The following is a 25,394-nucleotide window of genomic DNA, read 5'->3' as shown; positions in this document are numbered from 1 at the left end:
ACAATGCTCGGAGTACCGCATGACGACGCCGTCCGTTCCGATCACCGAGATCGATCGCCTCCGCACCACGCTCGACATCACGAACGCCCTGCTCTCCGCGGTCGCCTCCACCGACCCGGTGCACGCCCTGACGTCCCGCATCGCGACGCTCTGCAAGGGCACCGCCGTCATCTACGATTTCGAGGGCACGATCGTCGCGAGCACCGGCGAGGCACCCACCCAGCTCATCTGGAACGAGGTGGCGGCGACGCACCGCCGCGAGCTCCAGCTGTCGATCGGGCGGTGGGCGGTGCGCACGCGGCGGGTCGCGCTCAGGGACGGCGTGCACGTCATCGCGATCGCCAGCCGGGGCGCCGACACGCTCGACCAGCTCGGCGAACTCCTCCTCGACACCTCCGAGCGACTGCTCGGCGCCGTCCACGGCATCCAGTACGGCGCGACCCAGCGCGATCGGCGGGACAACGAGCAGCTCATCTCATCGCTCTACGACGGGGTGCTCCCCGCTCGCGAGCACCGCTTCTGGAGTCGGCTCGCGCAATTCCGGTTCCCCGCATACGCCGCCATCCGCACGATCGAGGCGGCGCCGATCGACGGCACGACGGCCACGGAGGGGCACGTCACCCAGTTCCACGCCCGGGCGCGGTCGGAGGAGCTGCCGCTCCTCGCGATGCTGCGACGGGTCGGAATGGACGCCCCGGCGACGCTCTCCGCGATCGTGCCGGATACGCCGGCGAGCGAGCGATGGCTCGCAGACATCTCACGCCAGTATCTCGTCGGCGTCTCCGCGCCGTTCTCCGCGCTCTCCCGCATCTCCGAGTGCGTGCGCGAAGCGGAGACGGGTCTCGGCATCGCACGTCAATGGGCCGCAGCGGCCACCGCCCCGGAAGGGCTGGGCCCCGTGCTCATCGACCGCATCGACCTCGCCACCTGGCTGCTCTCGCACGTCGACGCGCGCCAGCTGGAGGAGCGGATCCGCACCACGCTGGCCCCCATCGCCGCACCGCAGCTGCGGGAGACCCTCGTCACGTACCTGGCCACCGAGCAGAACGTCACCCGCACCGCTGCAGCACTCTTCGTGCACCCCAACACCGTCCGGTATCGCCTGTCGCGCGTCGAGCAGGCGCTCGGGCAGCCCATCACGTCGTCGTTCGTGCTCTCGAACGTGATCCTCGCCCTGTATCCCGAACTCATCGGACTCCGATCCAGTCTCGGCGACGCCGAGCGGGCGTAGGCTGAGGAGCAGGTTCTGCGGTGCCGGCCTCCCGGCGAAGACCGCACCACGTTCGAGGAGGATGCATGAGCAGCGACGCACACGGCACGGGATCGCAGGGCGAGGTGCAGCTCGAGAACGAGTTCTTCAGAGTCACGCGATGGACGATCCAGCCCGGGGGCGCGATCCCCATGCACCGGCACGACTTCGAGTACGTCGTCGTGCCGCTCGTCACCGACACGATGCACGTCGTCGCGGCGGACGGCAGCGAGATCGTCGCTGAACTGGTATTCGGGCAGAGCTACACGCGACCCGCCGGTTCCGAGCACCGCGTCGAGAATCGCGGCGACGGCGCGCCGATCGTCTTTGTCGAGACGGAGCGCCTCGCATGAGCGACGGGGCGCCCGCCGGCCGCGTCCGCGTGCGCGATGTCGCACCCGACGACCGGGAGACGTGGGCGGAGCTGTACCGCGGCTATCGCGACTTCTACGAGAAACCGCACGACCCAGCGGTGTACGACACGGTCTGGGGGTGGCTCACCGACCCGGCCCACCAGACGCGCGGGCTCATCGCCGAGGTCGACGGCACGCCGGTCGGGCTCGCCCATTACCGCGCCTACGCCCGCCCGATCTACGGCGACAGCGGCCTCTACCTCGACGACCTGTTCACCGCGCCGGATGCGCGCGGCACGGGAGCGGGCACTGCGATCCTGCACCGCCTGGCCGAGATCGCGCGAGACGAGGGCGCATCGCTCGTGCGGTGGATCACCGACGAGAGCAATACGACCGCCCGCAGCCTCTACGATCGGGTCGCGACGCTGACGCCGTGGGTCACCTACGACCTGCGACCCGCCGAGTAGTCGGCGTCACTTCGACGACTCGCGGAGGCGCTCAGTGCCCGGCGTCGGGGCGGTGCGCCCGTGCACGACCGGAGCGCCCGTCGCATCGACCGCGACGAAGACGATGCGCTCGAGCGTGAGGATCTCGGCACCGGTAACCGCGTTCTCCACACGGCACGCCAAGGTGATCGAGGTGCGGCCGTAGGCGACGATCGAGTAGACGAGCTCGAGCAGGTCGCCCCGGTCGGCGCGCGCCGAGAAGTCGATCGCCGACATGTGCCTGGTCACGACGTCGATGGTGCCGAGCTGCGCGACGGCGACGATCGCCGCCTCCTCGTCGACCCACTGGAGCAGGCGGCCGCCGAACAGCGCCCCGTGCTGATTGAGGTCTTCCGGCTTCACCCATTTGCGGACGATCTGGCGGTACTCGTTCATGCCGTCAGCCTAATGGGGGCGCTCAACCGTGACGCGGCGGGTACGCCGGGAACACCGGCGGGAAGAGCTCGGCCTCGCTCGACCCGTGCGGCCCGGCGAGTGCGTCGCGCTCGGGGTACGCGGCTCGCAACTGCTCGAAGACGCGCTGACCCTCGCGACGCAGCGCATCGAGATCGACGCCGGGAATCGCCGCGTCCCGCATCACGACGCGGCCAGCCACCATGCTGAAGTGCGCATCGCGACCCGACCCCGCGAGCACGAGCGTACGAATCGGATCGTCGACCGCTCCCATCCGAACGTCGTCGAGCGCGAAGGCGACGAGATCGGCGGCTGCGCCCCGTGCGATGCGTCCGAGGTCGGGCCGGTGCAGCGCCCTGGCCCCGCCGAGCGTCGCGGCCTCGACGTACTCGGCGAGCATGCCGCGTCCGAGGTCGTCGTGCTGCGCCTTCGCCAGTTGCACGCCGGCATCGATGGCGCGCACGAGGTCGGGTGGGAACGAGTCGGTGCCGAGGGCGATGTTCACCCCGGCGTCGAGGTACTGCGACAGCCGTTCGAGCCAGAACGCGTAGCGCGCATTCGTGAGCGGGCAGTGGGCGATCGACGCGCCTGCTGCGGCGAGCCTGGCGAGGTCACCGCGATCCTCCCCGTGCACGTCGGGGTGGACGTCGAGGTAGACGCCGTGGGCGAGGATCAGGCGATCGGTGAGCAGGCCAGCGCGATCGAGAACGTCGAGCGGCGCTCCTCGGCCATCCCCCGCGAGCACCCCGATCTCGGAATCGAGTCCCTGCGTCGCGTGGGCGCGCACGAGCACGCCGCGTTCCGCGGAGACGCGCCCGGTCTCGGCGAGGATCGCATCGGTCACCGTCTCGATGCGGCACGGCACGAGCACGCCAGTGACCAGCGGGTCGGCGATCGCGTCTACGGTGTCGAGGAAGCGCACGGCACCGGCGAAGGCCTCTTCGCCTCGAGCCTCATCCCAGTGCACTCCGGTCGATCCGTCGGCACGGGTCACGTGCACCCCGGAGCGGTACGAGGGACCGAGAAAAGTGCGGATGCCCAGTTCGCTCGCGATGCCGGCCGTATCGAGCAGGTCGTCGTGCGTCTCAGCCCAGGCGCCGTGGATCTCGGACGAGATCGGCATCGCGCTCGTGATCCCGTGGAGGATCAGCTGCACGAGACCGTATCGGCGCAGCAGGCTGCGATCAGCGGGGGAGAGCACCTCGCGGGGCGCCCTCGCGTAGTCGGCAGACCAGTCGAGGCGCGCCTCGTGCTCTGGGCTCCACCAGGAGTCGAGCAGCAGGTGGTCGATGTCGACGAGCCCCTCGAGGTCGATGAGGCCGGGCATCAGCAGACTCTCGCCGAGGTCGATCACTTCGGCCGCCTCCGCGACGAGCTCCTCTCCCGCGCCTCCGTGCGCGATCGCGGTGATGCGGTCGCCGGTCACGAGCACCGTCGCGTCGCGCATCAGGGTGAAGCCCGGGCCGCCGTCGCGCCCCTCGTCGAACACGATGGCGTGCGCGGCGCGCACCGCGATGCTTGCGGCGGCGCTCACGACGCCAGCTTCTCGCGCCGGGTCGGCTTCCACCCCGGCCCCGGAACCGCCGCGCGCAGCGACCGGGTGTACGGATGCGTGGGGTGCGCGAGCAACTCGGCCGTGGCGCCGTGGTCGACGATCACACCGTTCTCCATCACCACCATCCGGTCGGAGATCTGGTTGACGACCGCGAGGTCGTGCGAGATGAAGAGGTAGCTCACCTGCCGCTCCGCCTTGATGTCGGCGAGCAGATTGAGAATCTGCGCCTGGATCGACACGTCGAGGGCCGCGACGGCCTCGTCGAGCACGATCACCTTCGGGTCTGCGGCGAGCGCACGCGCGATCGCGACGCGCTGCCGCTGCCCGCCGGAGAGTTCTCGCGGGAGGCGGTCGAAGAAGCGCTGCGGAAGCCCGACCGAGTCGAGAATGCCCTGCGCGCGCTGCTTGACCGTGCCCTCAGTCGGCCGCGCCCCGACCGCCTTCGCGTGCAGCCGCAGATTCGACATGATGACCTCGCCGATGCGCTGCCGCCCGTTGAGCGACGAGTACGGGTCCTGGAACACGTACTGCACCTCGCGCGCGCGCTCCCGGCGGGCGGCGAGGCTGCGCGGTGCGGCAGTGCGATCCGCGCCGAGCACCGTCACGGTGCCGGAGGTGACGGTCTCGAGGCCCACGATCATGCGCGCGACCGTGGTCTTTCCCGACCCCGACTCCCCCACGATCGCGAGGCACTCATCGGGGTGCAGCTCGAAGGAGACGCCGTCGACGGCGACCACGTCCTCGCCCTTCGAGCCGCGCGGGGCGGCGAACACCTTGCGCAGGTCGCTCACGGTGATGATGGGTGCGCTCATGCGTCGGCCCTCGCCTTCAGTGCTTCGTGGATCTCCAGGTTGTACTCGAGCACGGGCAGCCGATCGAGCCGCTCCGCGATGCTCGGCCGCGCTCCGAGCAGCTCGACCGTGTAGGGGTGCTGCGGCGCCTCGTAGACCTGCGCACCCTGCTCGACGATCTCCCCGGCGTACATGACGGCGAGTCGGTCGCAGCAGGCGTTCGCGAGTTCGAGATCGTGCGTGATGAAGAGCAGTGACAGGCCGCGCGCCTTGCGCTGCTCGTCGAGGATCGCCATGACGTCGGATTGCGCGGTGACGTCGAGCGCGGTCGTCGGCTCATCGGCGAGGATCAACTGCGGTTCCGCGAGCAGCACGCTCGCGATCATCACGCGCTGGAGCAGCCCGCCCGAGAGCTCGTGCGGGTACTGCGCGAGTCGGCGCTCCGCGTGCCGCACGCCCACCTCGTCGAGCAGTTGCACGGCTCGACGTTTCGCGTCGTCGAGCTTCACCCCGCGGTCGCGCACGAGCGCTTCCGTGAGGAAGTCTCCGACGGTGTGCACGGGGTTCACGTGGGCGCGGGGATCCTGGAAGATCATGCCGACGTCCCGGGCCCGGTAGCCGCGCAGTCGCTCTCGCTTCATGTCGAGCACCGACTCTCCGTCGAAGCGCACCGTCCCCGTCGTGCGGAATCCGGGGGCGAGCATGCGGGTGATCGCGCGGGTGGTCAGCGACTTGCCCGATCCCGACTCGCCGACGAGGCCGAGCGCCTCGCCCCGGTCGAGTGTGAAACTCACGCCGTTCAGCAGGTCGAGGCGACGGTACTTCGTGATGAGGCTGGCGTGGAGGTCGTGCACTTCGAGCAGTGGCGCGCTCATCGGATGCTCCTTGCGTTCGAGGCGAGCCGGTCGCCGATGACGGTGATGCTCCACACGATGAGCACGATCGCGAGACCCGCGGCGATAGCTTCGAGTGCCTGGCCGCGCAGGAGGGAGTCGAAGCCGCTCTTCACCATGAGACCGAGGTCCGCGGTCGGCGGCTGCACCCCGAGACCGAGGAAGGAGACGGCCGCGAGGTCGATCACCGCGAAGCCGAGCGACGAGACGGCCTGCGCCACGACGATGGGCTGCACGTTGGGGAAGATCTGGCGCAGACTGATGCCGACGCCCGACTGGCCCTGCAACCATGCCGCCTGCACGTACGGCATGCCTCGCTCGCGGAGGGCCGCACCGCGCACCACGCGGGCCACGTACGGGATGTAGCCGATCGAGAGGCCGACGACGACCGTGGGCAGGTTGGGTCCGAAGATCGCGACGGCGATCAGCGCGAACACGATGCCGGGCACGGCGAAGAGCACGTCGAGCACCCACGAGATCACGGTGTCGACCCGGCCCCGATTCCAGGCGGCGATCAACGCGAGCGCGGTGCCGACGACGGTCGCGATGAGAATCACGAGCGTCGGCCCCAGCAGGGTGATGCGCGCCCCGTACATCAGGCGCGACAGGAGATCCCGGCCCAGCGCATCGGCGCCGAGCAGGTGCTGGGCACTCGGCCCGGAGAGCGCGGCGAAGAGGTCGGGGAAGTCGGGATCGTAGGGCGCGAGCCACGGCGCGAAGACGGCGGCGATGACGAACACCGCGAGCACGACGACCGCGATGATGCCGGTCGGGCCAAGCTTGCGGCCGGCGAGCACGAGGCGGCCGGGGTCGTTCGTCTGCGATCGTCGCAGGGCGATCTGTGTCGTGCGCGGCGCGGTCATTGCTTGCTCCCCAGCTGGATGCGCGGATCGATGATCGTGTACAGGAAGTCGACGACGGCGTTGATGACGACGAAGGCGACGACCAGGACGAGGATGACGGCCTGCACGACGGCGAAGTCGCGTTGCAGGATCGCCCGCACGAGCAGCGACCCAAGGCCGTCGAGCGCGAAGACGTTCTCGATCACGACGGCGCCCGCGATCAGGGTCGCCACGGTCAGGCCGAGCACCGTGGTGATCGGGATCAGCGCGTTGCGGAGGATGTGCCGCTGGATGATGATGCGGGGTCGCAGTCCGCGGGCGACCGCGGTCTGCACGTGCTCGCGCCCCTCCTCCTCGAGCACTGAGGCCCGCGTGATGCGGGTCTGGTAGGCGGCGCTCGCCACGGCGAGCGCGATGGCGGGGAGCGCGAGGTGGTAGAGCGTATCGACGCCCCCGCTGCCGCTGCCGTTCGTCGGGAACCACCCCAGTCCGACCGCGAAGACGCTGATGAGTGCGACACCGACGACGAATGCCGGCGTGGCGAGGCCGAGCGTCGAGAGCGTCGTGATGACCTGGTCGGCCCAGCCGCCCTTCAACGAGGCGATGAGGCCGAGGCCGACGCCGACCACGGCGATGATGAGCGTCGCGAGCGCGATGAGCGCCACCGTGGTGCCGATGCGGCCGCCGATGAGATCGGAGACGGGCTGCCGGTACACGACCGAGTCGCCGAGGTCACCGCTGAGGATGTCGCGGATCCAGGCGAAGTACCGCACGAAGAACGGGTCGTCGAGGTGGTACTGCGCGGTCACCCGCGCGATCTGCTCGGCCGTGCCGCCCCGGGGCCCGAGCACGAAGCTGAGCGGGCTCCCGGGAGCGAGATAGAGCATGCCGAACACCACGAACGAGGTGACGAGCAGAACGAGCAGGAGCCCACCCGTTCGCTTCAGCAGGAATGCGGGAATGGACACGGGTTACTCCACGCCCCCGATGGTCGCGGCCCACGGGTATCCGAGGTAGGCCGATGATGCGGTGGCGCCCGAGATCGCCTCGTTCTGCACGAGGATCACCGGGAGATCGCCCATGGGCAGCCACGGCAGGTCGCGCGTGATCTTCTCCTGCGCGGCGATCGTGTGCTTCGCGCGCTCGACCGGGTCGAGCGTGCTGCGGGCCTCGGCGAGCTCCTCCGCGGCCCCGTCGTACTTGATGAAGTTGTTCGTGCTGTCGGGGGTGAAGGTGGTGTAGACGTCGAGCGGATCCGTCACGTTGCCGTAGTAGGTCGTGAAGAAGCCGTCGAGACCCTCGCGCGCCGTCTCGTCGAAGTAGAGGTTGCCGAACTGCTCGACCGGGATCACCTTCGTCTCGATGGTGAGACCGATCGCCTCACCTGCGGCCTGGATCAGGTTGGCCGTCTGCTCGTGCACCGCCGACGAGCCCTGCACGCCGAGCACGATCGGAGCCGAGATGTCGCCCGCTTCAGCGAGGAGCGACTTGGCCCGCTCGATGTCGGGTTCGATCGAGTAGCTGTCGTACGCCTCCTGGAAGAGCTCGCCCGCCTCGTCGTCGGAGTAGTAGGCGGGGCCGGTGAGCACGGGAGACGGGATGGCCGCGCCCTGGAACACGACGTCGGCGATGGCTTCCGTGTCGATCGCCGCGAGCAGCGCTTCGCGCACCTTCGGGTTCGAGAAGGTTCCGGTCTCCTGAATCGCGCGGAGCGACCAGAAGATGTACGACTCGCCGAACGTGATCGTCGCATCGCTGTCCTCGAGCTGCGTCAGCCCGGCCGGGGGCAGGTAGAAGAACTGACCGTCGACGTCGCCGGTGCGCAGCGCGTTCACCGCGGTGGACTCGTCTGCGATGAAGCTGAAGGTGAGCCGCTCCACCTTCGGCACGAGTTCGGCGTCCCAGTAGTCCGCATTCTTCGCGAGGGTGATGGCCTTGCCCGGCTCCCAGTTCTCGAGCGAGAAGGGTCCCGTGCACATCAGGCCCCCCTGGGGGGTGCCGAACTGCTCGCCGGCGGCCTCGGCTGCGGCCTTCGAGACGACCGCACCGGCAGCGCTCGACATGCCCTGCTCGAAGAGCGCATCCGGCTGCGTCAGCGTGACAGTCACTTCGAGGTCGCCCGTCTTCTCGACCGATGCGACGTTGGCGAAGTAGTCGGCCCAGTACGTCGCCGAGTCGGGCCCGACCTGTCGTGCGAGCGAGTAGGCCACGTCGTCGGCGGTGAGCGGCGTGCCGTCCCAGAAGGTGACGTCGTTGCGCAGCGTGTAGACGTAGGTGGTGTCGTCGGGCGACTCCACCGACTCGGCGAGCGCGTTCTCGATGTCGAGGTCGGGCGTGATGCGGGTCAGGCCCTCGCAGAGATTCGCGTCGACTGTGTTCTCGGCGTAGTTGAACGAGAGCATGGGGTCGAGGGAGAGCGGCTCGTACGGGAGGTTCCACGTGACCTCATCGACGGGGGCCGTGCCCGGCTCCGTCGTGGTCGCGAGGTTCGCGGCGTCGATGTCGAAGGCTGCGCCTGCGCCGTCTCCACCGGAAGCGGATCCCCCGCCTCCGGCGCACGCGGTGAGGGTCAGCGCTGCGACGGCGAATGCGCCGATCAGCGTGAGAGGTCGTTTGGACACGGGGACTCCTTTGTTCCTGCGAGGTGCTGCGATGAGTGTTGCGGTAAGCGTGGTTCGAGTGTGAGTGGGTGCGCGCCGGCGCGTCAGACGACGGAGACGCCGCCGCGCACCACGCGCTGAGGTGCGGGCCGATCGGTGACGAGTTGCGCCAGATTCTCAGCCTCGAATTCGAGGTACGTGGTGCTCTCGGGGGTCCACTCGGCGATCTCGGGGAGTCCGAGCATGGCCCCGCCCGCGACGGACGCGATGCTGAAAGCGCGCTCGAGTTCGGCGTCGGTGATCGCGCCGGTGCGATACGCGAGCAGGTGCGCTCGATCGACCATGCTGCCGGTGCCGAAGGGGCTCCACGAATCGCGGACTCCGTCGGAGCCGGCGACCAGTCGAACGCCGTGGCGCTCGAAGCGGTCGAGCTCGGGCACCGGATCCGGCCCCAGTGCGCAGGTCGCGATCCAGATACCGGCTTCTGCGACGAGATCGAGCGTCTCGCCGAGGCTCGGCAGCTCGGTGTCGCAGAGCGCGAAGGCGTGCCCGATCGTCACGCGACCGTGACGCCCGGCGGCTGTCGTCCGGCGGGCGATCTCGCGGATCTGCGCGAGGCCGTCTTCACCGCCGTCGTGCAGGTGGATGTCGATGTCGCGCCCCGCGCGGTCGGCCAGACCGAACACGACATCGAGATGCCCGTGCAGATCTCCCTCGATACCGCCCGGGTCGATGCCTCCGACGAGATCGGCGCCGGTGTCGAGCGATGCAGCCATCGCCTCCAGCGTGCCGGGGTTGGTGACCAGGCCGAATTGGGGGAACGCGACGATCTGCACCGTGAGGCCGGGGAGCCGCTCGGCCGCGGCGCGCACGCCCTCGACGTTCGCGGTGCCGAGCTCGGAGGAGACATCGACGTGCGCACGCATGCCGAGCGTGCCGTTGGCGAGCGCGTGAGACAGCAGGGCGTGCGCGCGCTCTTCGACGCTCCGCGCGTACGAGAACTGCGTCGCCCGGTCGTTCTCGATGAGCTCCGCGAGCGTCGAGGCCGGCCGGCGCGACATCCACGGAGCGCCCCACGACGATTTGTCCGGGTGGACGTGGCCATCAACGAGGCCGGGGGTGCGGAGCCGGGTCGGAGTGGGGGTCGCCGTCATTGGAGAGCCTTTCATGCGTCCGTGCAGGTTCGGGATAGCGCCGGTTAAACGTAAGACATATGATAACCATACAAGTACCCGAATCTGCAAGGATGGTGACGTGCGACATATTCAACGGCGCTCACTCGTCGACACGGTGGTCGATGAGCTGAAGCGCGAGATCAGCGAGGGGCGCTGGGTGCTCGGCACCCGCATCCCCTCGGAAGCCGAGCTCACCGTGGTGCTCGGCGTCAGTCGCCCCTCGGTGCGGGAGGGGGTTCGCGCCCTCGTGCAGCTCGGCCTGCTCGAAACCCGGCAGGGCGACGGCACCTACGTCATCGCGACCGATCCGACGCAGGTAGCCCTGCGCCGGGCGCTCCACTCGGCCGACAGCCGCGAAGTCATCCGCGTGCGCCGCGCCCTCGACGCCCTCTCAGCGTCGGAGGCGGCGACCTCACGCACCGACGAGGATCTCGCGCGCCTCACAGAGCTGCTCGAGCAGCGCCGTGCAGCGATCGCGGCGCGCGATTCGGAGGCCTTCACCGAGGCAGACGTGGCGTACCACCTCGCCATCGCGTCGGCCTCCGGCAATCAGCTGCTCTTCGACATCTACGCGAGCTTCGACACTTCCCTGCGCGAATCCGTTTCGGATGCCTCGTGCCTCGCCGCAGGCGGGGATCCGGATCGCGCGGATCAGCACGAGTCCCTGCTTCGGGCGATCGCCGCCGGTGATCCCGAACAGGCGCGCGACGCCGCGCTCGGCGTGCTCGCCCAGCAGGAACGTCTGCTCGATGAGCGGCCCTAGCCGCAGTCAGGGGATCGCAGCAGGAATACTCGTCGTCGCCGTCGGGCTGAGCGTACGCTACCCGATCACCAGCGTGTCGCCGCTCCTCGGCGAGATCGGCGACGCGTACCGGCTGTCGCACACGGCGATCGCGGTGCTGACCTCGATTCCGGTGCTGCTCTTCGGCATCGCCTCGCCCCTCGCACCGGTCCTGGTGTCGCGCCTCGGCCTGACGCGGGCGATCTCACTGCTCCTCGCCGTGCTCGCCGTCGCAACGCTGCTGCGGCCGCTGGTTCCGGCGTCCCTGTTCATCGGCACCGTCGCCGTCGGAGCGTCCATCGCACTCCTCGGGATCCTGGCCCCTCAGATCATCCGCCACTCCCTCTCCGCGCGAGGCGGATTCTGGACCGGGGTGTACACCACCTCCTTCGGCGTCAGCGCCGCAACGGGTGCCGCACTCTCCATTCCGCTGTTCCACGCGCTCGGCGAGCACGTCGGCCCGGCGCTCGCAGCATGGGCGGTACCGCTCCTCATCGCCTGCGCCCTCGCCATCGCGTTCGGGCGTCGCGTCGACGGCGGCGGGCGCTCTGGAACGGTCGTCACCGCGCAGCCGCGCGAGTCGATCTTCGCGGCACGCGGACTGTGGCCGGTCACCGGGTTCTTCGGATGCCAGGCTCTGATCTACTTCTCGCTCACCGCCTGGCTGCCGACCATCGCGATCGCACGCGGCGCGGATCCGGCTCAAGCGGGCCTCCTCCTCGCGTGGATGAGCATCGCCGGCCTCCCCGCATCGCTGATCGCCCCCAGCCTCGCCTCGCGTGCGCGCTGGCGCATCGGCCTGATCGTCGCGGCTGCGCTCCTCGCCATCGTTGGCCTCGTCGGCCTCGGGTTCGCACCGGTGGCGCTCATGCCGGTGGCCATCGCGATTCTCGGCGTCGCGCTGAGCTCCGCATTCGGTCTCTCGATCGCGCTCATCGTGTTCACCTCCCCGAACGTCGCGCAGACCGCCGCCTTCTCCGCGGTCAGCCAGGGCATCGGGTACGGCGGTGCGGCGGCCGGTCCGCTCGTACCCGGGCTTCTCGTCGAAGCCGGAGTGACCTGGCCGGCGGTGCTGCTCATGCTGGCTGCCGTCGCCCTCTGCGAACTCGGGTTCGGGATCGCGAGCGCCCGCGCCTCCCGCCCCCCGAGCGCGTGAATTCTGCCCGCGAGCGCGACGATGCACGGGCGCCCGCGGGCATTTACACTGATCAGATGGTCGTCTTCGCCGGAATCCTGCTGCTCGTCAACGCCTTCTACAACGTGGTGGTGTGGCCGCGGTTCTGGACGCGCATCGCGAAGGATCCGCGCGCACGCGACGAGCAGGGCCGGGCCACCACATTCTTGACGGTGCACGCCGTGCTCATCGGCATCGCTTTGCTCATCGCGATCGCCTCCGCGATCGCGGGGGTCTGGGTGCTCGTCGCCTGAGTCCTCGCCGACGCCGCGAACCGTACACTGGGAGGATGAAGCGGATCCTGACCTATGGCACGTTCGACCTGCTGCACTGGGGCCACATTCGACTCCTGCGCCGGGCCAGAGCGCTCGGCGACTACCTCGTCGTCGCGGCATCATCCGAAGCGTTCAACGCCGGCAAGGGCAAGCAGACGTACCACGACTTCGAGACGCGCAAGAACATGCTCGAGGCTGTGCGCTACGTCGACCTCGTGATCCCGGAGGAAGCGTGGGATCAGAAGATCCGCGACGTGCAGAAGTACGAGATCGACACCGTCGTGATGGGCGGCGACTGGGAGGGCGACCCGCGCTTCGAGATCCTGCGCGACTACTGCGAGGTCGTCTACCTCGATCGCACCGAGGGCGTCTCCACCACCAAGATCAAGAACGACCTCGGCGAGGGCGCGTAACGCGCAGTGCGGGGGCGGAAGACCAGCTCCCGCCCCCGCACTGACCCTGCCCGCCGGTTAGGCGCCGGTCTCCTGTGCGAGACGCTTGCGACGCGCGACCAGCACTGCTCCGCCACCGAGCACCAGCAGCAGTGCGAGCGCGATTCCACCGGTGAGCTCGATGCCGCCGGTGTTGCTGAGCTCGCCACGGCCGCCGTCAGCGGCACCATTCGCCGATGCGGCGTCGGCCGATGCCGATGCCCCGCCGGCCGATGCTCCACCGGCGGACGCGCTGCCGTCGGCCGCACCAGCGGCCGCGCCGCTCGCGCCGCCGTCGGCTGCACCGGCAGCACCGCCTGCCGCGGCGCCGTCGGCTTCAGCACCCGGGTCTCCGCCCGGAACCTCGGCAGCGACCGCGACCGTGTCGTCCCAGCCGATGAGCACGGTGCCCGCGTCCCGCGTCGCCGCGATCCGCAGCTCACCGGGCTCGATGCCCTCTGGGAGCGCATCGACGGTGAGCGTGTTGCCGGTGACGGTGCCCATCGCGAGGAGTGACATCGCGGCCGGTTCCGTCGAGTCCGAGGCCGGCACGCCTGCACCGAAGTAGCTCAGCGCGACTTCGGTGCCGTCGGCGATGTCCGCGAAGGTCACGTCGAACGATGCGCCGATCTCGATCTCATCGGGCACCTGCACGCCACCGCGGGTGTCGTCGGTGAGGTGCTCCTCGCCGAGCGTCACCGGGACCGCGGTGCCGACGTTCGCATTCACCTCGAAGAGCGCGCGAGCGATCCACGGGTAGCTGCCGACCGGGTGCGTGCGGTAGTTGACCGACGTGCCGAACATCACGAGCTCGCTGCCCGACTCGGCGACCGCCGATACCGCGGACGCCTGGCCTGCGGCCGCTGCACGGCCGGTGCCCTCGCCATCTGCCCAGTGCCCCGAGACGAAGAGGTTCTCCGCCGCGTAGCTCTGCTCGATCACGGCGTTCTCGGCCAACCCGGTGTACCAGACCGCCGGAGTGACGAAGGCCGTGTCCTGCGGATAGGTCGAGAGCAGGCCGCCCTCGGTGTTGTCCACGCGGACGATGCCGTTCGAGCTGTTCGTTCCGGCCGTCGCGGTCACCTGGGTCAGCCCGAAAGCGTTCGCGACATTCGCGACCGCCGTGCCGCGGCCCGCGACGCCGTTGCCGGCCGCGATGAACGCAGCCACGGCGTCGGCTCCCGCCGTCTGGGCAGCGGTGAAGGCGAGGTTGCCGCCGACCCACAGCACGTCGACGTCGTCGAGCAGCGACGGGTCGGCCGTGAGCGACGCCGCGTCGACGCGCACCTGGTCGGTGAACCCGAGCCGGTTCAACGTCACGCGGTCGTCCTGGTTGCCGGTGTAGGCGACCCGCAGCGGCTTCAACGCGGTGCTCGTCTCGGTGAGGAGTCGCACCCCCGTCGTCGCGGTGAACTGCACGCCGTAGGCGTCGGCCACGGCCAGCGCTGCGGCGCGTGTCGCCTCGTCGCCGCCGATGATCACGGATCCGTCGGAGAACGACGACACGGCGACGCCCTGCTCGAGCAGCACGTTGATCGCCTGGTACTCGGCGGCTCCGGGAGTTTCGAGTTCGAGGTAGCCGGCTGCATCTGGCAGCACGCCCGTCGGTGCGGCCGCCGCGACGGCCTCCAGCCCGACTCCGTCCAGCGAGGCGTCCTGCGACGCGCCGACGGGGAAGACGTCAGCGCCCCACAGCAGAGACAGGCTCCACGCCGACATGTCGTACATGTCGGGCACGCGCTCCGTGATGTCCGAGCCGTCTGCGAGCAGCACATTCGCCATTCCTCGGAGCGGCTGGTGCATGTCGACCACATAGCTCCCGGCCGGATACGTCGTGTCTCCGGCGGTCAGCGGCGAGGTCGCGCGCGACACCTCGACCCCGTTGGCGATGAGTTGGTCGACCAGTCGCGCAGCGTCGGTCACCGACCGCTGCTGATCCGTGTTCTCCGGGATCACATAGGCGCGCGGGAACTCCGCGCCGTACACGTCGGTCTCGTCCCAGACGTCGATCCACTCGTGCGGCATACCGGGGTAGTCCGCGGGATTCGGGTCGGCCGGAATCGACTTCAGCGGCTCGCCCGCGTCGCCCCGGCGGAAGATCTCCATCTGGTTCTGCAGCAGGGCTGCCGAGTTCGTGGCGAAGTAATCCGTCGCGCTCTCGACCGTGACCATGCCGACCTCGACATTCACGTCGGTGCGGCGCTGGCTCTCGGCCTGATCCGGGTTGCCGCCGCGTCCGAGAGGCAACTCGACCGTGTTGGTGACGGCGCCCTGGTATGCGAGGAACTGGGGCGTGAAGAGCGGGGGCCAGTCATCCCAGCCCGAACGGATGTCGCGGTACGGAATCAGGATCTTGCCCGTGTTCTCCGTCGTCGCGTTGCCGTCGGCGCCCACGTAGGTGTTGCCCTCGATGTTCGCTCCGACCACGGCCTGCTCGATCGCGAGCGCTGCCGAGTAGGCGTGCGGCAGGAAGAGGTCGTACTCGTAGTTCTCACCGTGCGGCGGGCCGCAGGGCTCGATCTGGAGCACGTCGGTGTACCCGTGGAGGTCGACGTAGAAGGTCGGCTGGATGATCCCTGCGAGGTCGCGGATCACGCGGGACTCGGGGGTGACGCCGGTGATCATGTCGCGGTTCGCGTCGAAGCCGTCGGCGTTCGCGCGGGTGCCGTTGACGCGCCCGTCGGGGTTGTTGGTCACGGTGAAGTAGAACCGGTACTGCTCGAGCATCTCGACGATCGCGGGATCCTCGGAGGTGGCGAGCTTCTCGATGTACTCGAGAATGATGTCCGCGCCCTCCCACTCGTTGCCGTGGATGTTGCCGTTGAACCAGATCGGCACCTTGTAGCCCTCGGTGAGGGCGGTATCGGCCGAGGCACCGGCGGGATCCTGCTTGATCCGCTCCTTCCAGGCGCGCTGCTGCGCGGTCTGCTCGGCCGTCTCCGGCGACGTCAGCGTGACGAGCTGAATGTCGCGCCCCTGCACGGAGCTGCCCACGACCTGCGCGGAGACACGATCGCTCTCGGTCATCAGGCGGTTCACCGTGCGGGCCACCTCCGCGTACGGCACGGCACCGCGCGCGATGGAGCGATCGTTCGCATCATCGGGCGCTTCGGGCAGCGGCGACTGCACCGGATAGCTGGCCGGCCCCTGCACGCGGTCGGAGATCTCATAGGTGATGGGAGTGGGCGCATCGCCCGGAGCTGCAGTGGCCGCGGTGGGAATCCCCCCCACGAACAACGCCGCGACCAGTGCTCCCGCACCGATCATGGCCGTTGATGACCGTTTCGTAACCATCGTTGCCTTTCTGTTCAGTCGTCATTGACTCCAACCGCGTCGGAAGACTTCTCCGATGCGGCCGGGTATTGCACACGTGGCGGGGGCCCGAACGGGCCCCCGCCACGATCCCGCGCCGACGCCGAGGCGTCGAGCACTGAGGTTGTCGGCGTCTACAGCACCTTCGACAGGAAGGCCTTGGTGCGCTCGCGCTTCGGATTCGCGAGCACCTCTGCAGGGTCTCCCGATTCCACGACGACGCCGCCGTCCATGAACACGAGCTTGTCGGCGACCTCCCGCGCGAATCCCATCTCGTGCGTCACGACGATCATCGTCATGCCGCTCTCCGCGAGACCCTTCATCACGTCGAGCACCTCGCCGACGAGCTCGGGATCGAGGGCCGACGTCGGCTCGTCGAAGAGCATGAGCTTCGGATCCATCGCGAGCGCTCGCGCGATCGCGACGCGCTGCTGCTGCCCGCCCGACAGGTGCGCCGGGTAGTAGTCGTGGCGCTCGGCGAGGCCGACGCGCGCGAGCAGCTCCATCGCCCGCGACTTCAGCTCTGCCTTGGTGCCCTTCTTCAGCAGCGTGGGGGCGACCATGACGTTCTCGAGCGCGGTCATGTGCGGGAAGAGGTTGAACCGCTGGAAGACCATGCCGATGTCGCGACGCTGTGCCGCGGCCTCGCGGGGATGCATCTCGTAGAGCTTGTCGCCCTTCTGCCGATACCCGACGAGCACCCCGTCGACGGTGAGTCGGCCGGCGTTCACGGTCTCCAGGTGATTGATGCACCGGAGGAACGTCGACTTGCCGGAGCCGGAGGGCCCGACGAGGCAGAGCACTTCGCCGCGCTGCACCTCGAGTGAGATCGACTTGAGCACCAGGTTCGAGCCGAAGGACTTCGAGACGCCCTCCGCCAGCACCATCGGCGTATCTGTCGCGTGCACGCTCATGCGCCGCCCCCTCCGGGTCGATTGTGGGGAGGCACGATGTTCTCGCCGCCGCTCGCACTGGGGTAGGTCGGATGCGCCGGGTCCTCGACGCCGACGACGCGGACCGACTGCGTGGCGACGGTCGGCTTCATGACGTCCGGTCGCTGCATCACGCCCTTGGCGAAGTGCTTCTCGAGGAAGTACTGACCCACCATGAGGATCGAGGTGACGGCCAGGTACCAGATGGACGCCACGATCAGCATCGGCACGGGCTGATAGGTCACCGCCGAGATGTCGCGCGCCCGCCCGTACAGGTCGAGCGTGAAGGGCACGGCGGTCACGAGCGACGTGGTCTTCAGCATGGAGATGACTTCGTTGCCGGTCGGCGGAATGATGACGCGCATGGCCTGGGGCAGGATCACGCGACTCATCGTGTGCCACCAGCCGAGGCCGAGCGCGGTCGCCGCTTCGTTCTGCCCCTTCTCCACGGAGAGGAGCCCAGCGCGAACGATCTCCGCCATGTAGGCCGCTTCATTCAAGGCCAGGCCGATGACGGCGAGCGTGAAGTAGCTCAGCAGATCTTTCGTGTTGAGCGTGAAGGCGGCCTCCGTGAACGGGACCCCGAGGCTGATCGACTTGTAGATCGTGGGGACCAGGCCCCAGAAGACGAGCTGCACGTAGACCGGGGTGCCGCGGAAGAGCCACAGGAACACCCAGGCGATCGACTTCACGACCGGGTTCGGCGACTGGCGCATCACGGCGATGGTGACGCCGAGCAGCACGGCGATGATCATCGAGTAGACCGTCAGCTGCAGCGCGTAGCCGGCGCCCGACACGATGCGCACATCGAACAGGTACTTGCCGACCTCGCCCCAGTTGAACACCGGACGGTTGAACGCTGTGTCGTAGATGAAGAGCGCCACGAGGAGCAGGAGCACGACGGCGAACACCGTGCGCCAGGGGTGCCGGAGTCGGATCGCCTCGATCGGCGCCGACTCCTGATGCGGGGCCTCTGGCCCCGCATCAGAGGAGTGGGTATGCGACATGATCTACGCGTTTACTCCGTGCCGGCGTTGATGTCGGCCTGCTCCACCGCGCCGTCTTCGATCCCCGCTTCGGTGAGGATGTCGAGGTAGGTGCCGTCATCGATCAGCGACTGCAGCGCCGCCTGGATCGCCTTCGTGGTGTCGCTGTCCTTCTGCGTGGCGAACCCGTACGGAGCTGCATCGAACACGTCCCCGACGGTCTCGAGCTGGTCGCTCAGCTTCGCGACCGCGTCGCCCGTTACGGGCAGGTCGGCCGAGAAGGCGTCGGCGCGGCCGTCGACGACGGCCTGCGTCACCTCGGGCTGCCCGTCGAACCGCAGGACCTCGATCGCATCCTTACCGGCGTCGGTGCAGGCCTTCGACTTCGCCGGCAGCTCGTCGGTGTCCTGGACGGTCGTCGCCTGCACGGCCACGGTGAGGCCGCACGCGTCGTCGGGGTCGACGTCGGAGCCGCTGGCAGCGGCCCACTGCGTGCCCGCGTTCAGGAAGTCGACGAAGTCCACCGACTTCTGGCGCTCGACGTTGTCGGTGAACGAGGAGGAGCCCATGTCGAGTGCCCCCTCCTGGATGCGCGGGATGATGCTGTCGAACCCGAGGATCTCCCACTTGGGCTCGAGACCGAGCTTCGCGGAGACCGCCTCGGCGAGGGTGACGCCCCAGCCCACGGGGTTGCCGTCGGCGTCTTTGTACTCGTTCGGCGGGTACTCCGCGTCGGTGCCGATGCGGAGTTCGCCGGAATCCTTGAGCTCCTGCGGAAGGAGTTCGACCGCGGCGTCATCCGCGGTGATCTCGGTCGCCGGCGCGGCATCGCCCGACCCCGCGCCTCCTTCGGACTCGGCGTTGTTGACGCACCCGGTGAGTGTGAGCACGGCCGCTGCGGCGAGAGCGGGAAGTGCGAAACGAATCTTCATTGATGTCTCCATGTTTCGGAAGGGACTGGGAGTCCGGTCTGAATCTCGACCCCGAGCCTACTGCGCTCCGGTAACGGATCTGTGACAGAGTCTCTCCCCCGGTCCATACAGCGACTGCCGCCACCGGCAGTACGGCGCTGGAATCCGCCGCTTCCCGGGCCGGGCGGCTGAGGTAACATTCCGGTTAAGCTGTGACCGGCCCGACCAGGAGCCGCAGGATACGCGAAGCACCTCAGCCCGTGGTCGCGGGAACGAACCGGGCTGAAGAAGTGGGGAAGCTCAGTGCCGGGGGACGTTGTGGCCGAAGCGCGCGCCGCGGTCGACGCGCACGGGCACGTACGGCGCGACCGCCTCCTCCACCGGATCGGCCATTCCGGGCGCGTGGTCATCATCCACGCCGAGCAGGGCGCGGGGAAGACCGAGCTCATGTCGCAGTGGCTGGCGTATCACCGCCCCTCCGCACCGGCATGGGTCGCACTCGATTCCGGTGCGAGCGATCCGCACAGTCTGTGGTCCAGACTCCTCCAGGCGCTGCAGGCCGCACGCCCCGAGACCTTCGCGTCGCTCGCGAACGACTACCTGGCGGGACGCATTCGCCCCGAAGAAGCGCTCTCGCTCATCACCTCGGCCACGATGCGCGACCCGCATCCCGTCACGCTCGTGCTCGACGACCTGCACTTCGTCGCGGGCGAGCTGCAGGATCAATTGGTGTCGCTGCTTCGCCGATCCCCGAACCTGAGACTGCTCGCCGCATCGAGATCGCGCACCCGTTTCGAGGTTCCCCTGACCGCGGCAGGGCTCGCCGTCACCTCCCTCAGCATCAGCGATCTCGCATTCACGACCGACGAGATCGCTGCGCTCGCGGCGACGCTGCCCTATCAGCTGTCGACGCCCGAGCTCGCCGCTCTGCGACGGTCGACTCGGGGCCACCCGCTTGCGGTGCGCCTCGCATTGTCCGTCATGTCGAGCCTGTCGCGAGACGGTGCGCGCCGTCCCACTCCCGACGAGGTGCAATACGGCATCGAGGGTGCGCTCGCCGACTTCGCTCCGCAGTTCCCGGCTCCCGAAGACCGCACGCTCGCCCTGATGGCCGCACTGGTGCCGGAGATCGATCGATCGTTCGCGGATCGACTGGGGGGAGCCAACGCCTGGGCGAATCTCGAGCGCCTCGACGCGCTCGGATACGGCCGCGTGGAATCCCGGCACGGTCGCGCGGCGTTTCGGCTGCACACGCTCATCGCGGGCGCCCTGCGTACTCGAGCGCTCACCGAGCTCCCGCAGGAGCGCATCGCCGAGGTGCGCCGACTCGCATTCGAGCACCTGTACGAGCACGCCGATCCGATCGACATCCTCGAACTCCTCATCGACGGAAACATGGATCGCGCCATCTTCCCCCACTTCGTGCGCAACTACTCGGAGATCAACCTGAAGCGCTCGCGCGAACTCGTCGCGGTGACGGAGGGCATCTCAGCGGAGCGGCAGCAGCGCGAGGGCACGATCCCGATCATGATCGCCGTCGCCCTGAGCGAGGACTCCCTGGTGCCGACGCCGCGCATGCGGCAGCTGCTCGAGCTGGGCATGCCGACGCTCGAGCATCGAGTGGCGGAGGCGGGCGGGGCTGCGGGCCGCCTGCTGCAGCTCGCCCGGTTCGCCGGGCTGCGCGTGAGCCGCTCCTACGAAGCAGCGGCTGAGGCTGGAGAGCAGTTCTTACGGCAGAGCGGACTCGGCTCCCCGAGTTGGCGGTCGGGAATGCACGCCGCCCGCTTGCAGGTCGTCCTCACCGAACTCCTCGCAGCCCGCATTCCTCGCGCACTCGCACTCGCCGAGGGGCTGGCCGACGATGCGCACCCGGCCCGTCGAACTCACCAGCATTCGATGCTCGCCTTCGCGCACGCGCGCATGGGCGACCTGCGGGCGGCCAAACGCGAACTCGCCGCCGTCGATGCCTCGCGGGCCGACTGGTGGGACTCCCCGCACAGCATCGGCTGGCACCTCGCCAGAGCGCTGCGGGCGTCGAGCCTCGGGCGACACGACGAGGCGTTCGAGGCGCTGCGATCGACCGAGACGCACCTCGACGAGTCGGAGCTGTGGCCGGCGATCGTCTGGACGCGCGGAATCGCGCGGCTGGTCGCGGATCAGGCAGCGCTCGGATATCAAGAGCTCGACGGGGCGCTCGCCGCGCGCGAGCATCTGCCGCTCAGCGCCGGGTGGGCCGAAGAGCTGCAGACGCTCCGCGGCGAGTTCCTGCTCGCGACCGGAGATCTCGTCGGCGCACGAGCAGCCCTCGCGCACCCCGGGATCGGCGCCTCGTCTCGTCTGGCGCGCGCACGACTCGCGATCCTCGCATCGCAGCCGATCGACGCTCTCACCCATCTCGACGCGCTCGAGCGCGACGCCCACGATTCGAGCGCGAACGACAGCGGCCCGTTTCCGGCGCAAGCCGTGCAGCAGCAGTTGCTCCGCGCGGCGGCGTATGCACGGCAGGGCAATGCGGAGTGCGCGACATCCCTCGCCACGCAGGCGTTCCTCGCACTCGACCGGCTCGACAATCGACTGCCGCTCCTCTGGATCCCGTCGGGCGAGATGGCCATCATCAGGACGCTCGTGCCGCTCGATATCTGGCGCGTTCCCCCGGGCAGCCCCTTCGCGGGCGACGAGGTCGTGCTCGAAGAGCTGTCGAAGCGCGAAGCGCTGGTGCTGATCGAACTCGCGAGGGGCGGATCCATCGACGACATCGCGGGCGATCTCCACGTGTCCTCCAACACGATCAAGACGCAGACGCGCAGCATCTACAAGAAGCTCAAGGTCTCGAGCCGCACGGAGGCCCTCGCCAGGGCGCGCCAGATGGGGCTGGTCTGAGTCGCGCAAGGCCTTGAATCGTGGCCGAATCGTTGCATAGCCTGTCTGGACGAGCTCACAGGTGAAGCGAAGGCGATGCAATGTCCCGTTCGACGCGCGCGCAAGCGGCAGCGGCGCCGGTACCGGCAGCGGTAGCGGCCCCCGGAGGCGAGCGTGGCGGCGCGAGCGGCGGCGCGTCGGGGGCGGCGTTCGGCGCACCGCCTCGATCGGAGCACCGCGTGCGTCGCGACATTCAGGGCCTGCGCGCCATCGCTGTGGCCCTCGTGCTGCTCTACCACCTCTCCCCCGAAGCCCTTCCGGGCGGGTACATCGGCGTCGATGTGTTCTTCGTGATCTCCGGGTTCCTCATCACGGGTCAGCTGCTCCGCGAGGCCGAGACCTCGGGCACCGTCGATCTCGTGCGCTTCTGGGCGCGCCGCGCCAGGAGACTGCTGCCGGCCGCGCTCCTCGTGCTCGCCGTCACACTGGTCTCGGTCTGGTGCTTCGCACCTCGCGGCTACCTTCCCGAGTTCCTCGCGCAGGTGGCCGCGTCGGCGGCATACGTGCAGAACTGGGTGCTGGCGGCGCAGTCGGTCGATTACATGGCGGCGGAATCCCAGGTCTCCCCCGTGCAGCACTACTGGTCGCTCTCCGTGGAAGAGCAGTTCTACATCGTGTGGCCGCTCGTCGCCGTACTCGCCGTCGCGGTCGCAGCGCGTGTCACGCGGCTCCGCTTCCGTCACGTCTTCGCGGGGCTCATCGCGTGCGTCTGCGTCGCCTCGCTCATCACTTCGATCGTGCTCACTTCCGCCGCCCCGGCGCAGGCGTATTTCGTGACGACCACCCGGGCGTGGGAGTTCGCGGCGGGCGGCCTGCTGGCCTGGGCGGCGACATCGCGCCGCGCGATCCTCCACCGTCTGCCGGTGCGGGTGCGCAGCGCAGCGGCGTGGGCGGGGCTCGCCGGCATCGCCGCGGCGGCCCTCTGGTTCACGGATGCCACCCCGTTTCCCGGCGCGGCCGCGCTGCTCCCGGTGATCGCCACCCTGCTCATCATCGCGGCGCAGGAGCCCGCCGGGGCAGCCGCTCCGACGCGCTGGCTCGGCGCGCCCTCCATGCAGTGGCTGGGCGACATCTCGTACGGCGCGTACCTCTGGCACTTCCCGCTCATCGTGCTGCTGCCGTTCGCACTCGGGAGGAGCGCCGGCGTGCTCGGCGCGATGGCGGTGATCGGTGCGACGATTCTGCTGGCGTGGGGTTCGAAGGTCTGGGTCGAGGACCCGTTCCGTGCGGAACTCTCCCGCGACTGGCCCGATGCTCGCGCGCTGGCGATCACCAGCGCCGGCATGGTGGTGCTGCTCGCCGGCGCGCTCGTCGGTGTGCACCCGGCCGATCAGCAGGTGGAAGCGGAGCGGGATCGGGTGGCCCTGGTGCTGGAAGATCCCGATCCGTGCCTCGGCGTCTCCGCTCTCGACCCGCAGTCGGGGTGCGAAGCGCTGCCCGAGCAGTTGCCGATTCCCGAGCCGGCACTCGCGGCGGTCTCCCCCGAGCGGTGCCTCAGCCCGCGAGCGGGAACCGCGGTCGAGCCGTGCGAATACGGAGCGGACGCCGCACGCGCAACGCACACGATCGCCCTCGTGGGCGATTCGCACGCGGAGCAGTGGCTCCCGGCGCTCGTGCACCGGGCCGAGCAGCAGCGGTGGCGCGTGATCGTGATGGCGAAGGCGTCGTGCCCGTTCACCGCCGCCGAGCGCGATTTCGCGAGTTCGCCCGAGGCCGAAAACGTGGCGCTGCGCTCCGACTGCGCGGCCTGGAACGATGCGGTCCTGCAGCGCCTCGTCGACGATCCGTCGATCGACACGGTGATGACGGCGGCGAAGTCGACGAATCGGATGGTCTCCGGAAGTGGTGACTGGCGAGCGGCGGCGGAGCGCGGATACGCCGAGCGGTGGCGGGAGCTGCCCCCCTCCGTGCAGCGGGTCCTCGCGATCCGCGACACCCCTCAGATGGCCGAGCGCGTGCTGCAGTGCGTATCCGGCCACGGCACGACGGCGGCCGACGCGTGCGCGGTGCCGATGGCCGAGGCGCTGGGCGCCGACCCTCTCGCCGACGCCGCGGAGTCGCTCTCCACGGCGACGCCTCGCAGCCGAACCGCAGACGCGACGCCGGTCGTCGACCTCGTCGACATGAGCGAGTACTTCATCGTCGAGGATTCGTGCCCGCCGGTGATCGGCGGGGTACTCGCCTTTCGCGATTCGCACCATGTCAGCTGGGCCTACGCCGAGATGCTCGCAGATCCCTTCGCAGATCGGATCTCCGCGGTGTTGCGGGCGTGACGGGCGACCGCCTGCCTGCGCGGCGCGCTGCTGCAGACGCGGTATCGCGCCCGCCTCCTAGACTCGGAGCATGTTCGCGCGCGCGATGGCTCGCTGGTACTTCGGGATGCAGGCAGGCGCCGGCGCGCTGTGGTGGGTCGGCGTGTTCACCGTCCCTGGAGTGCGGCAGGCGACGCTCGGCGGCCTCGACGCTGAGACCATCGCGGTGTTCGACATCCCGCTCTTCGTCGGCGCTTCGGCGCTCGTCGCGGCCGGCGTGCGGTCGGCAGTCTGGGTCGCCGTCCCCTGGACGCTGCTCGTCGCCCTCGGCATGGCCACGTACGCGACGGTGACAGGACTCGGCGGGTGGGGCGCCATCGCGATGGCGGCGGCTGCGTTCGGCAGCATCGGCGCCGGAGCACTCGATCGGTACGGGCGCCTTCCGAGCGACAAGCTGCTCGTCGGTCCGTTCGCGTTCCGTGAGGCGGATCACGCGACGAGCGGCGGATACGTCGCCCGGACCGGGCGCCAGATCATCGTGTTCTGGGGGTGCTTCCTCGGGGTGCTGCCCCTCGTCATCGCCGTGATCGAGGCGCGCTGGGGGGTGAGGATCGCGTTTCCGCTGCTCGCAGCGGTCGCCGGCGGTGCGTGTTTCGCGGCCGGAAGTGCGCTCGGCATCTGGTCGGCGCTCACCATGTCGACCCGAGGTGAGGGCACACCGCTTCCGTCTGCGTCGGCGCGGCGTCTCGTCATCGCCGGGCCCTATCGGTGGGTGCGAAATCCGATGGCGCTCGCGGGCGTGGTGCAGGGCGTCGGGGTGGGGTGCATGCTCGGATCGTGGCTCGTCGTCCTCTACGCGCTCGCAGGCTCAATCGTGTGGAACTGGCTGATCCGACCGCATGAGGAGTCCGATCTGCGCGCGCGCTTCGGCTCGGAGTTCGAGGCCTATGAGCGCGACGTGGGTTGCTGGGTGCCGCGCGCGCCGCGGCTTCCCCGCCGCTGACGAACCGAAGGCGGGCAACGCGCCGAGATTGATCGGATGTTGTGTAGGGTGTCCTAACTTT

General features: G+C 69.3%; 22 protein-coding genes. 10 read left to right on the top strand and 12 right to left on the bottom strand.

Annotated elements, in window-relative coordinates:
* Positions 1–19: 19 nt before the first annotated feature.
* The 3 genes from JE033_RS08985 (at position 20) to JE033_RS08975 (ending at position 2,069) form a co-directional block, all read left to right on the top strand.
* Positions 20–1,231 (top strand): CdaR family transcriptional regulator, encoded by a 1,212-nt coding sequence (locus tag JE033_RS08985; protein WP_090145601.1) that lies wholly within the window; start codon positions 20–22, stop codon positions 1,229–1,231.
* A 65-nt stretch (positions 1,232–1,296) separates the two neighbouring features.
* Complete coding sequence (locus JE033_RS08980; RefSeq protein ID WP_090145604.1) at positions 1,297–1,602, top strand: cupin domain-containing protein; 306 nt, start codon at positions 1,297–1,299, stop codon at positions 1,600–1,602.
* Positions 1,599–2,069, top strand: a complete 471-nt coding sequence (locus JE033_RS08975; protein WP_200330873.1) for a GNAT family N-acetyltransferase — start codon at positions 1,599–1,601, stop codon at positions 2,067–2,069. The genes JE033_RS08980 and JE033_RS08975 overlap by 4 nt, the downstream gene beginning before the upstream one ends.
* A gap of 6 nt (positions 2,070–2,075) precedes the next feature.
* Here JE033_RS08975 and JE033_RS08970 read toward each other — a convergent pair whose 3' ends face one another.
* The 8 genes from JE033_RS08970 to JE033_RS08935 all read right to left on the bottom strand — a co-directional run bounded on the left by JE033_RS08970 (position 2,076) and on the right by JE033_RS08935 (position 10,336).
* Positions 2,076–2,483 carry an acyl-CoA thioesterase gene (locus tag JE033_RS08970; RefSeq protein ID WP_090145610.1) on the bottom strand — a complete coding sequence of 136 codons (408 nt, stop codon included), beginning with the start codon at positions 2,481–2,483 and terminating at the stop codon, positions 2,076–2,078.
* Between the two features lie 22 nt (positions 2,484–2,505).
* Positions 2,506–4,035 (bottom strand): chlorohydrolase family protein, encoded by a 1,530-nt coding sequence (locus JE033_RS08965; protein ID WP_200330871.1) that lies wholly within the window; start codon positions 4,033–4,035, stop codon positions 2,506–2,508.
* Positions 4,032–4,868: an ATP-binding cassette domain-containing protein gene (locus tag JE033_RS08960; RefSeq protein WP_200330869.1), complete on the bottom strand. Its 837-nt coding sequence runs from the start codon at positions 4,866–4,868 to the stop codon at positions 4,032–4,034. The genes JE033_RS08965 and JE033_RS08960 overlap by 4 nt, the downstream gene beginning before the upstream one ends.
* Positions 4,865–5,722 (bottom strand): ABC transporter ATP-binding protein, encoded by an 858-nt coding sequence (locus JE033_RS08955; protein WP_234037130.1) that lies wholly within the window; start codon positions 5,720–5,722, stop codon positions 4,865–4,867. The genes JE033_RS08960 and JE033_RS08955 overlap by 4 nt, the downstream gene beginning before the upstream one ends.
* Positions 5,719–6,603, bottom strand: coding sequence for an ABC transporter permease (locus JE033_RS08950; RefSeq protein ID WP_090145618.1), 885 nt, complete (start codon positions 6,601–6,603; stop codon positions 5,719–5,721). The genes JE033_RS08955 and JE033_RS08950 overlap by 4 nt, the downstream gene beginning before the upstream one ends.
* Positions 6,600–7,550 (bottom strand): ABC transporter permease, encoded by a 951-nt coding sequence (locus JE033_RS08945; protein ID WP_336662180.1) that lies wholly within the window; start codon positions 7,548–7,550, stop codon positions 6,600–6,602. The genes JE033_RS08950 and JE033_RS08945 overlap by 4 nt, the downstream gene beginning before the upstream one ends.
* A 3-nt stretch (positions 7,551–7,553) precedes the next feature.
* Positions 7,554–9,203, bottom strand: a complete 1,650-nt coding sequence (locus JE033_RS08940) for an ABC transporter substrate-binding protein (RefSeq protein WP_090145620.1) — start codon at positions 9,201–9,203, stop codon at positions 7,554–7,556.
* Positions 9,204–9,286: 83 nt separating this feature from the next.
* The gene (locus JE033_RS08935) at positions 9,287–10,336 is read right to left on the bottom strand and encodes an amidohydrolase family protein (RefSeq protein WP_200330867.1); all 1,050 of its coding nucleotides are present in this window, start codon (positions 10,334–10,336) and stop codon (positions 9,287–9,289) included.
* A gap of 100 nt (positions 10,337–10,436) precedes the next feature.
* Here JE033_RS08935 and JE033_RS08930 point away from each other — a divergent pair, with 100 nt between their 5' ends.
* From JE033_RS08930 to tagD, 4 genes are read left to right on the top strand one after another with little or no spacing between them, the layout of a single operon-like run.
* Positions 10,437–11,120: a FadR/GntR family transcriptional regulator gene (locus JE033_RS08930; RefSeq protein WP_200330865.1), complete on the top strand. Its 684-nt coding sequence runs from the start codon at positions 10,437–10,439 to the stop codon at positions 11,118–11,120.
* The gene (locus JE033_RS08925) at positions 11,107–12,294 is read left to right on the top strand and encodes an MFS transporter (RefSeq protein WP_200330863.1); all 1,188 of its coding nucleotides are present in this window, start codon (positions 11,107–11,109) and stop codon (positions 12,292–12,294) included. Before JE033_RS08930 ends, JE033_RS08925 begins: the two co-directional genes overlap by 14 nt.
* Positions 12,295–12,350: 56 nt before the next feature.
* Positions 12,351–12,566 (top strand): SCO4848 family membrane protein, encoded by a 216-nt coding sequence (locus JE033_RS08920; RefSeq protein ID WP_200330861.1) that lies wholly within the window; start codon positions 12,351–12,353, stop codon positions 12,564–12,566.
* A 35-nt stretch (positions 12,567–12,601) separates the two neighbouring features.
* Entirely contained in the window at positions 12,602–13,000 is a 399-nt protein-coding gene (tagD, locus tag JE033_RS08915) for a glycerol-3-phosphate cytidylyltransferase (protein ID WP_090145630.1), read from the top strand.
* A 57-nt stretch (positions 13,001–13,057) separates the two neighbouring features.
* Here the strand turns inward: tagD and JE033_RS08910 are convergent, their stop codons facing one another.
* The 4 genes from JE033_RS08910 to JE033_RS08895 form a co-directional block, all read right to left on the bottom strand.
* Complete coding sequence (locus JE033_RS08910; RefSeq protein WP_200330859.1) at positions 13,058–16,312, bottom strand: M14 family zinc carboxypeptidase; 3,255 nt, start codon at positions 16,310–16,312, stop codon at positions 13,058–13,060.
* A 152-nt stretch (positions 16,313–16,464) separates the two neighbouring features.
* Entirely contained in the window at positions 16,465–17,244 is a 780-nt protein-coding gene (locus JE033_RS08905) for an amino acid ABC transporter ATP-binding protein (RefSeq protein WP_305068652.1), read from the bottom strand.
* The gene (locus tag JE033_RS08900; RefSeq protein ID WP_200330857.1) at positions 17,241–18,269 is read right to left on the bottom strand and encodes an amino acid ABC transporter permease; all 1,029 of its coding nucleotides are present in this window, start codon (positions 18,267–18,269) and stop codon (positions 17,241–17,243) included. The genes JE033_RS08905 and JE033_RS08900 overlap by 4 nt, the downstream gene beginning before the upstream one ends.
* Positions 18,270–18,280: 11 nt before the next feature.
* Positions 18,281–19,180 (bottom strand): ABC transporter substrate-binding protein, encoded by a 900-nt coding sequence (locus tag JE033_RS08895; protein WP_200330855.1) that lies wholly within the window; start codon positions 19,178–19,180, stop codon positions 18,281–18,283.
* A 282-nt stretch (positions 19,181–19,462) separates the two neighbouring features.
* Between JE033_RS08895 and JE033_RS14935 the strand changes: the two genes are divergently transcribed.
* The 3 genes from JE033_RS14935 (at position 19,463) to JE033_RS08880 (ending at position 25,333) form a co-directional block, all read left to right on the top strand.
* A complete protein-coding gene (locus tag JE033_RS14935) occupies positions 19,463–22,039 on the top strand; it encodes a LuxR C-terminal-related transcriptional regulator (protein WP_200330853.1) in 2,577 nt (858 codons plus the stop codon).
* An 80-nt stretch (positions 22,040–22,119) separates the two neighbouring features.
* Entirely contained in the window at positions 22,120–24,351 is a 2,232-nt protein-coding gene (locus tag JE033_RS08885; protein ID WP_200330851.1) for an acyltransferase family protein, read from the top strand.
* A 70-nt stretch (positions 24,352–24,421) separates the two neighbouring features.
* Positions 24,422–25,333: an isoprenylcysteine carboxylmethyltransferase family protein gene (locus JE033_RS08880; RefSeq protein WP_234037128.1), complete on the top strand. Its 912-nt coding sequence runs from the start codon at positions 24,422–24,424 to the stop codon at positions 25,331–25,333.
* The last annotated feature ends 61 nt before the right edge of the window (positions 25,334–25,394 follow it).

Source organism: Leucobacter sp. L43 (assembly GCF_016597785.1).
In the GTDB taxonomy this organism is placed as follows: Bacteria; Actinomycetota; Actinomycetes; order Actinomycetales; family Microbacteriaceae; genus Leucobacter; species Leucobacter alluvii.
The sequence above is the reverse complement of the archived record's forward strand: the minus strand, read 5'-3'. Positions and strand labels throughout refer to the sequence as shown.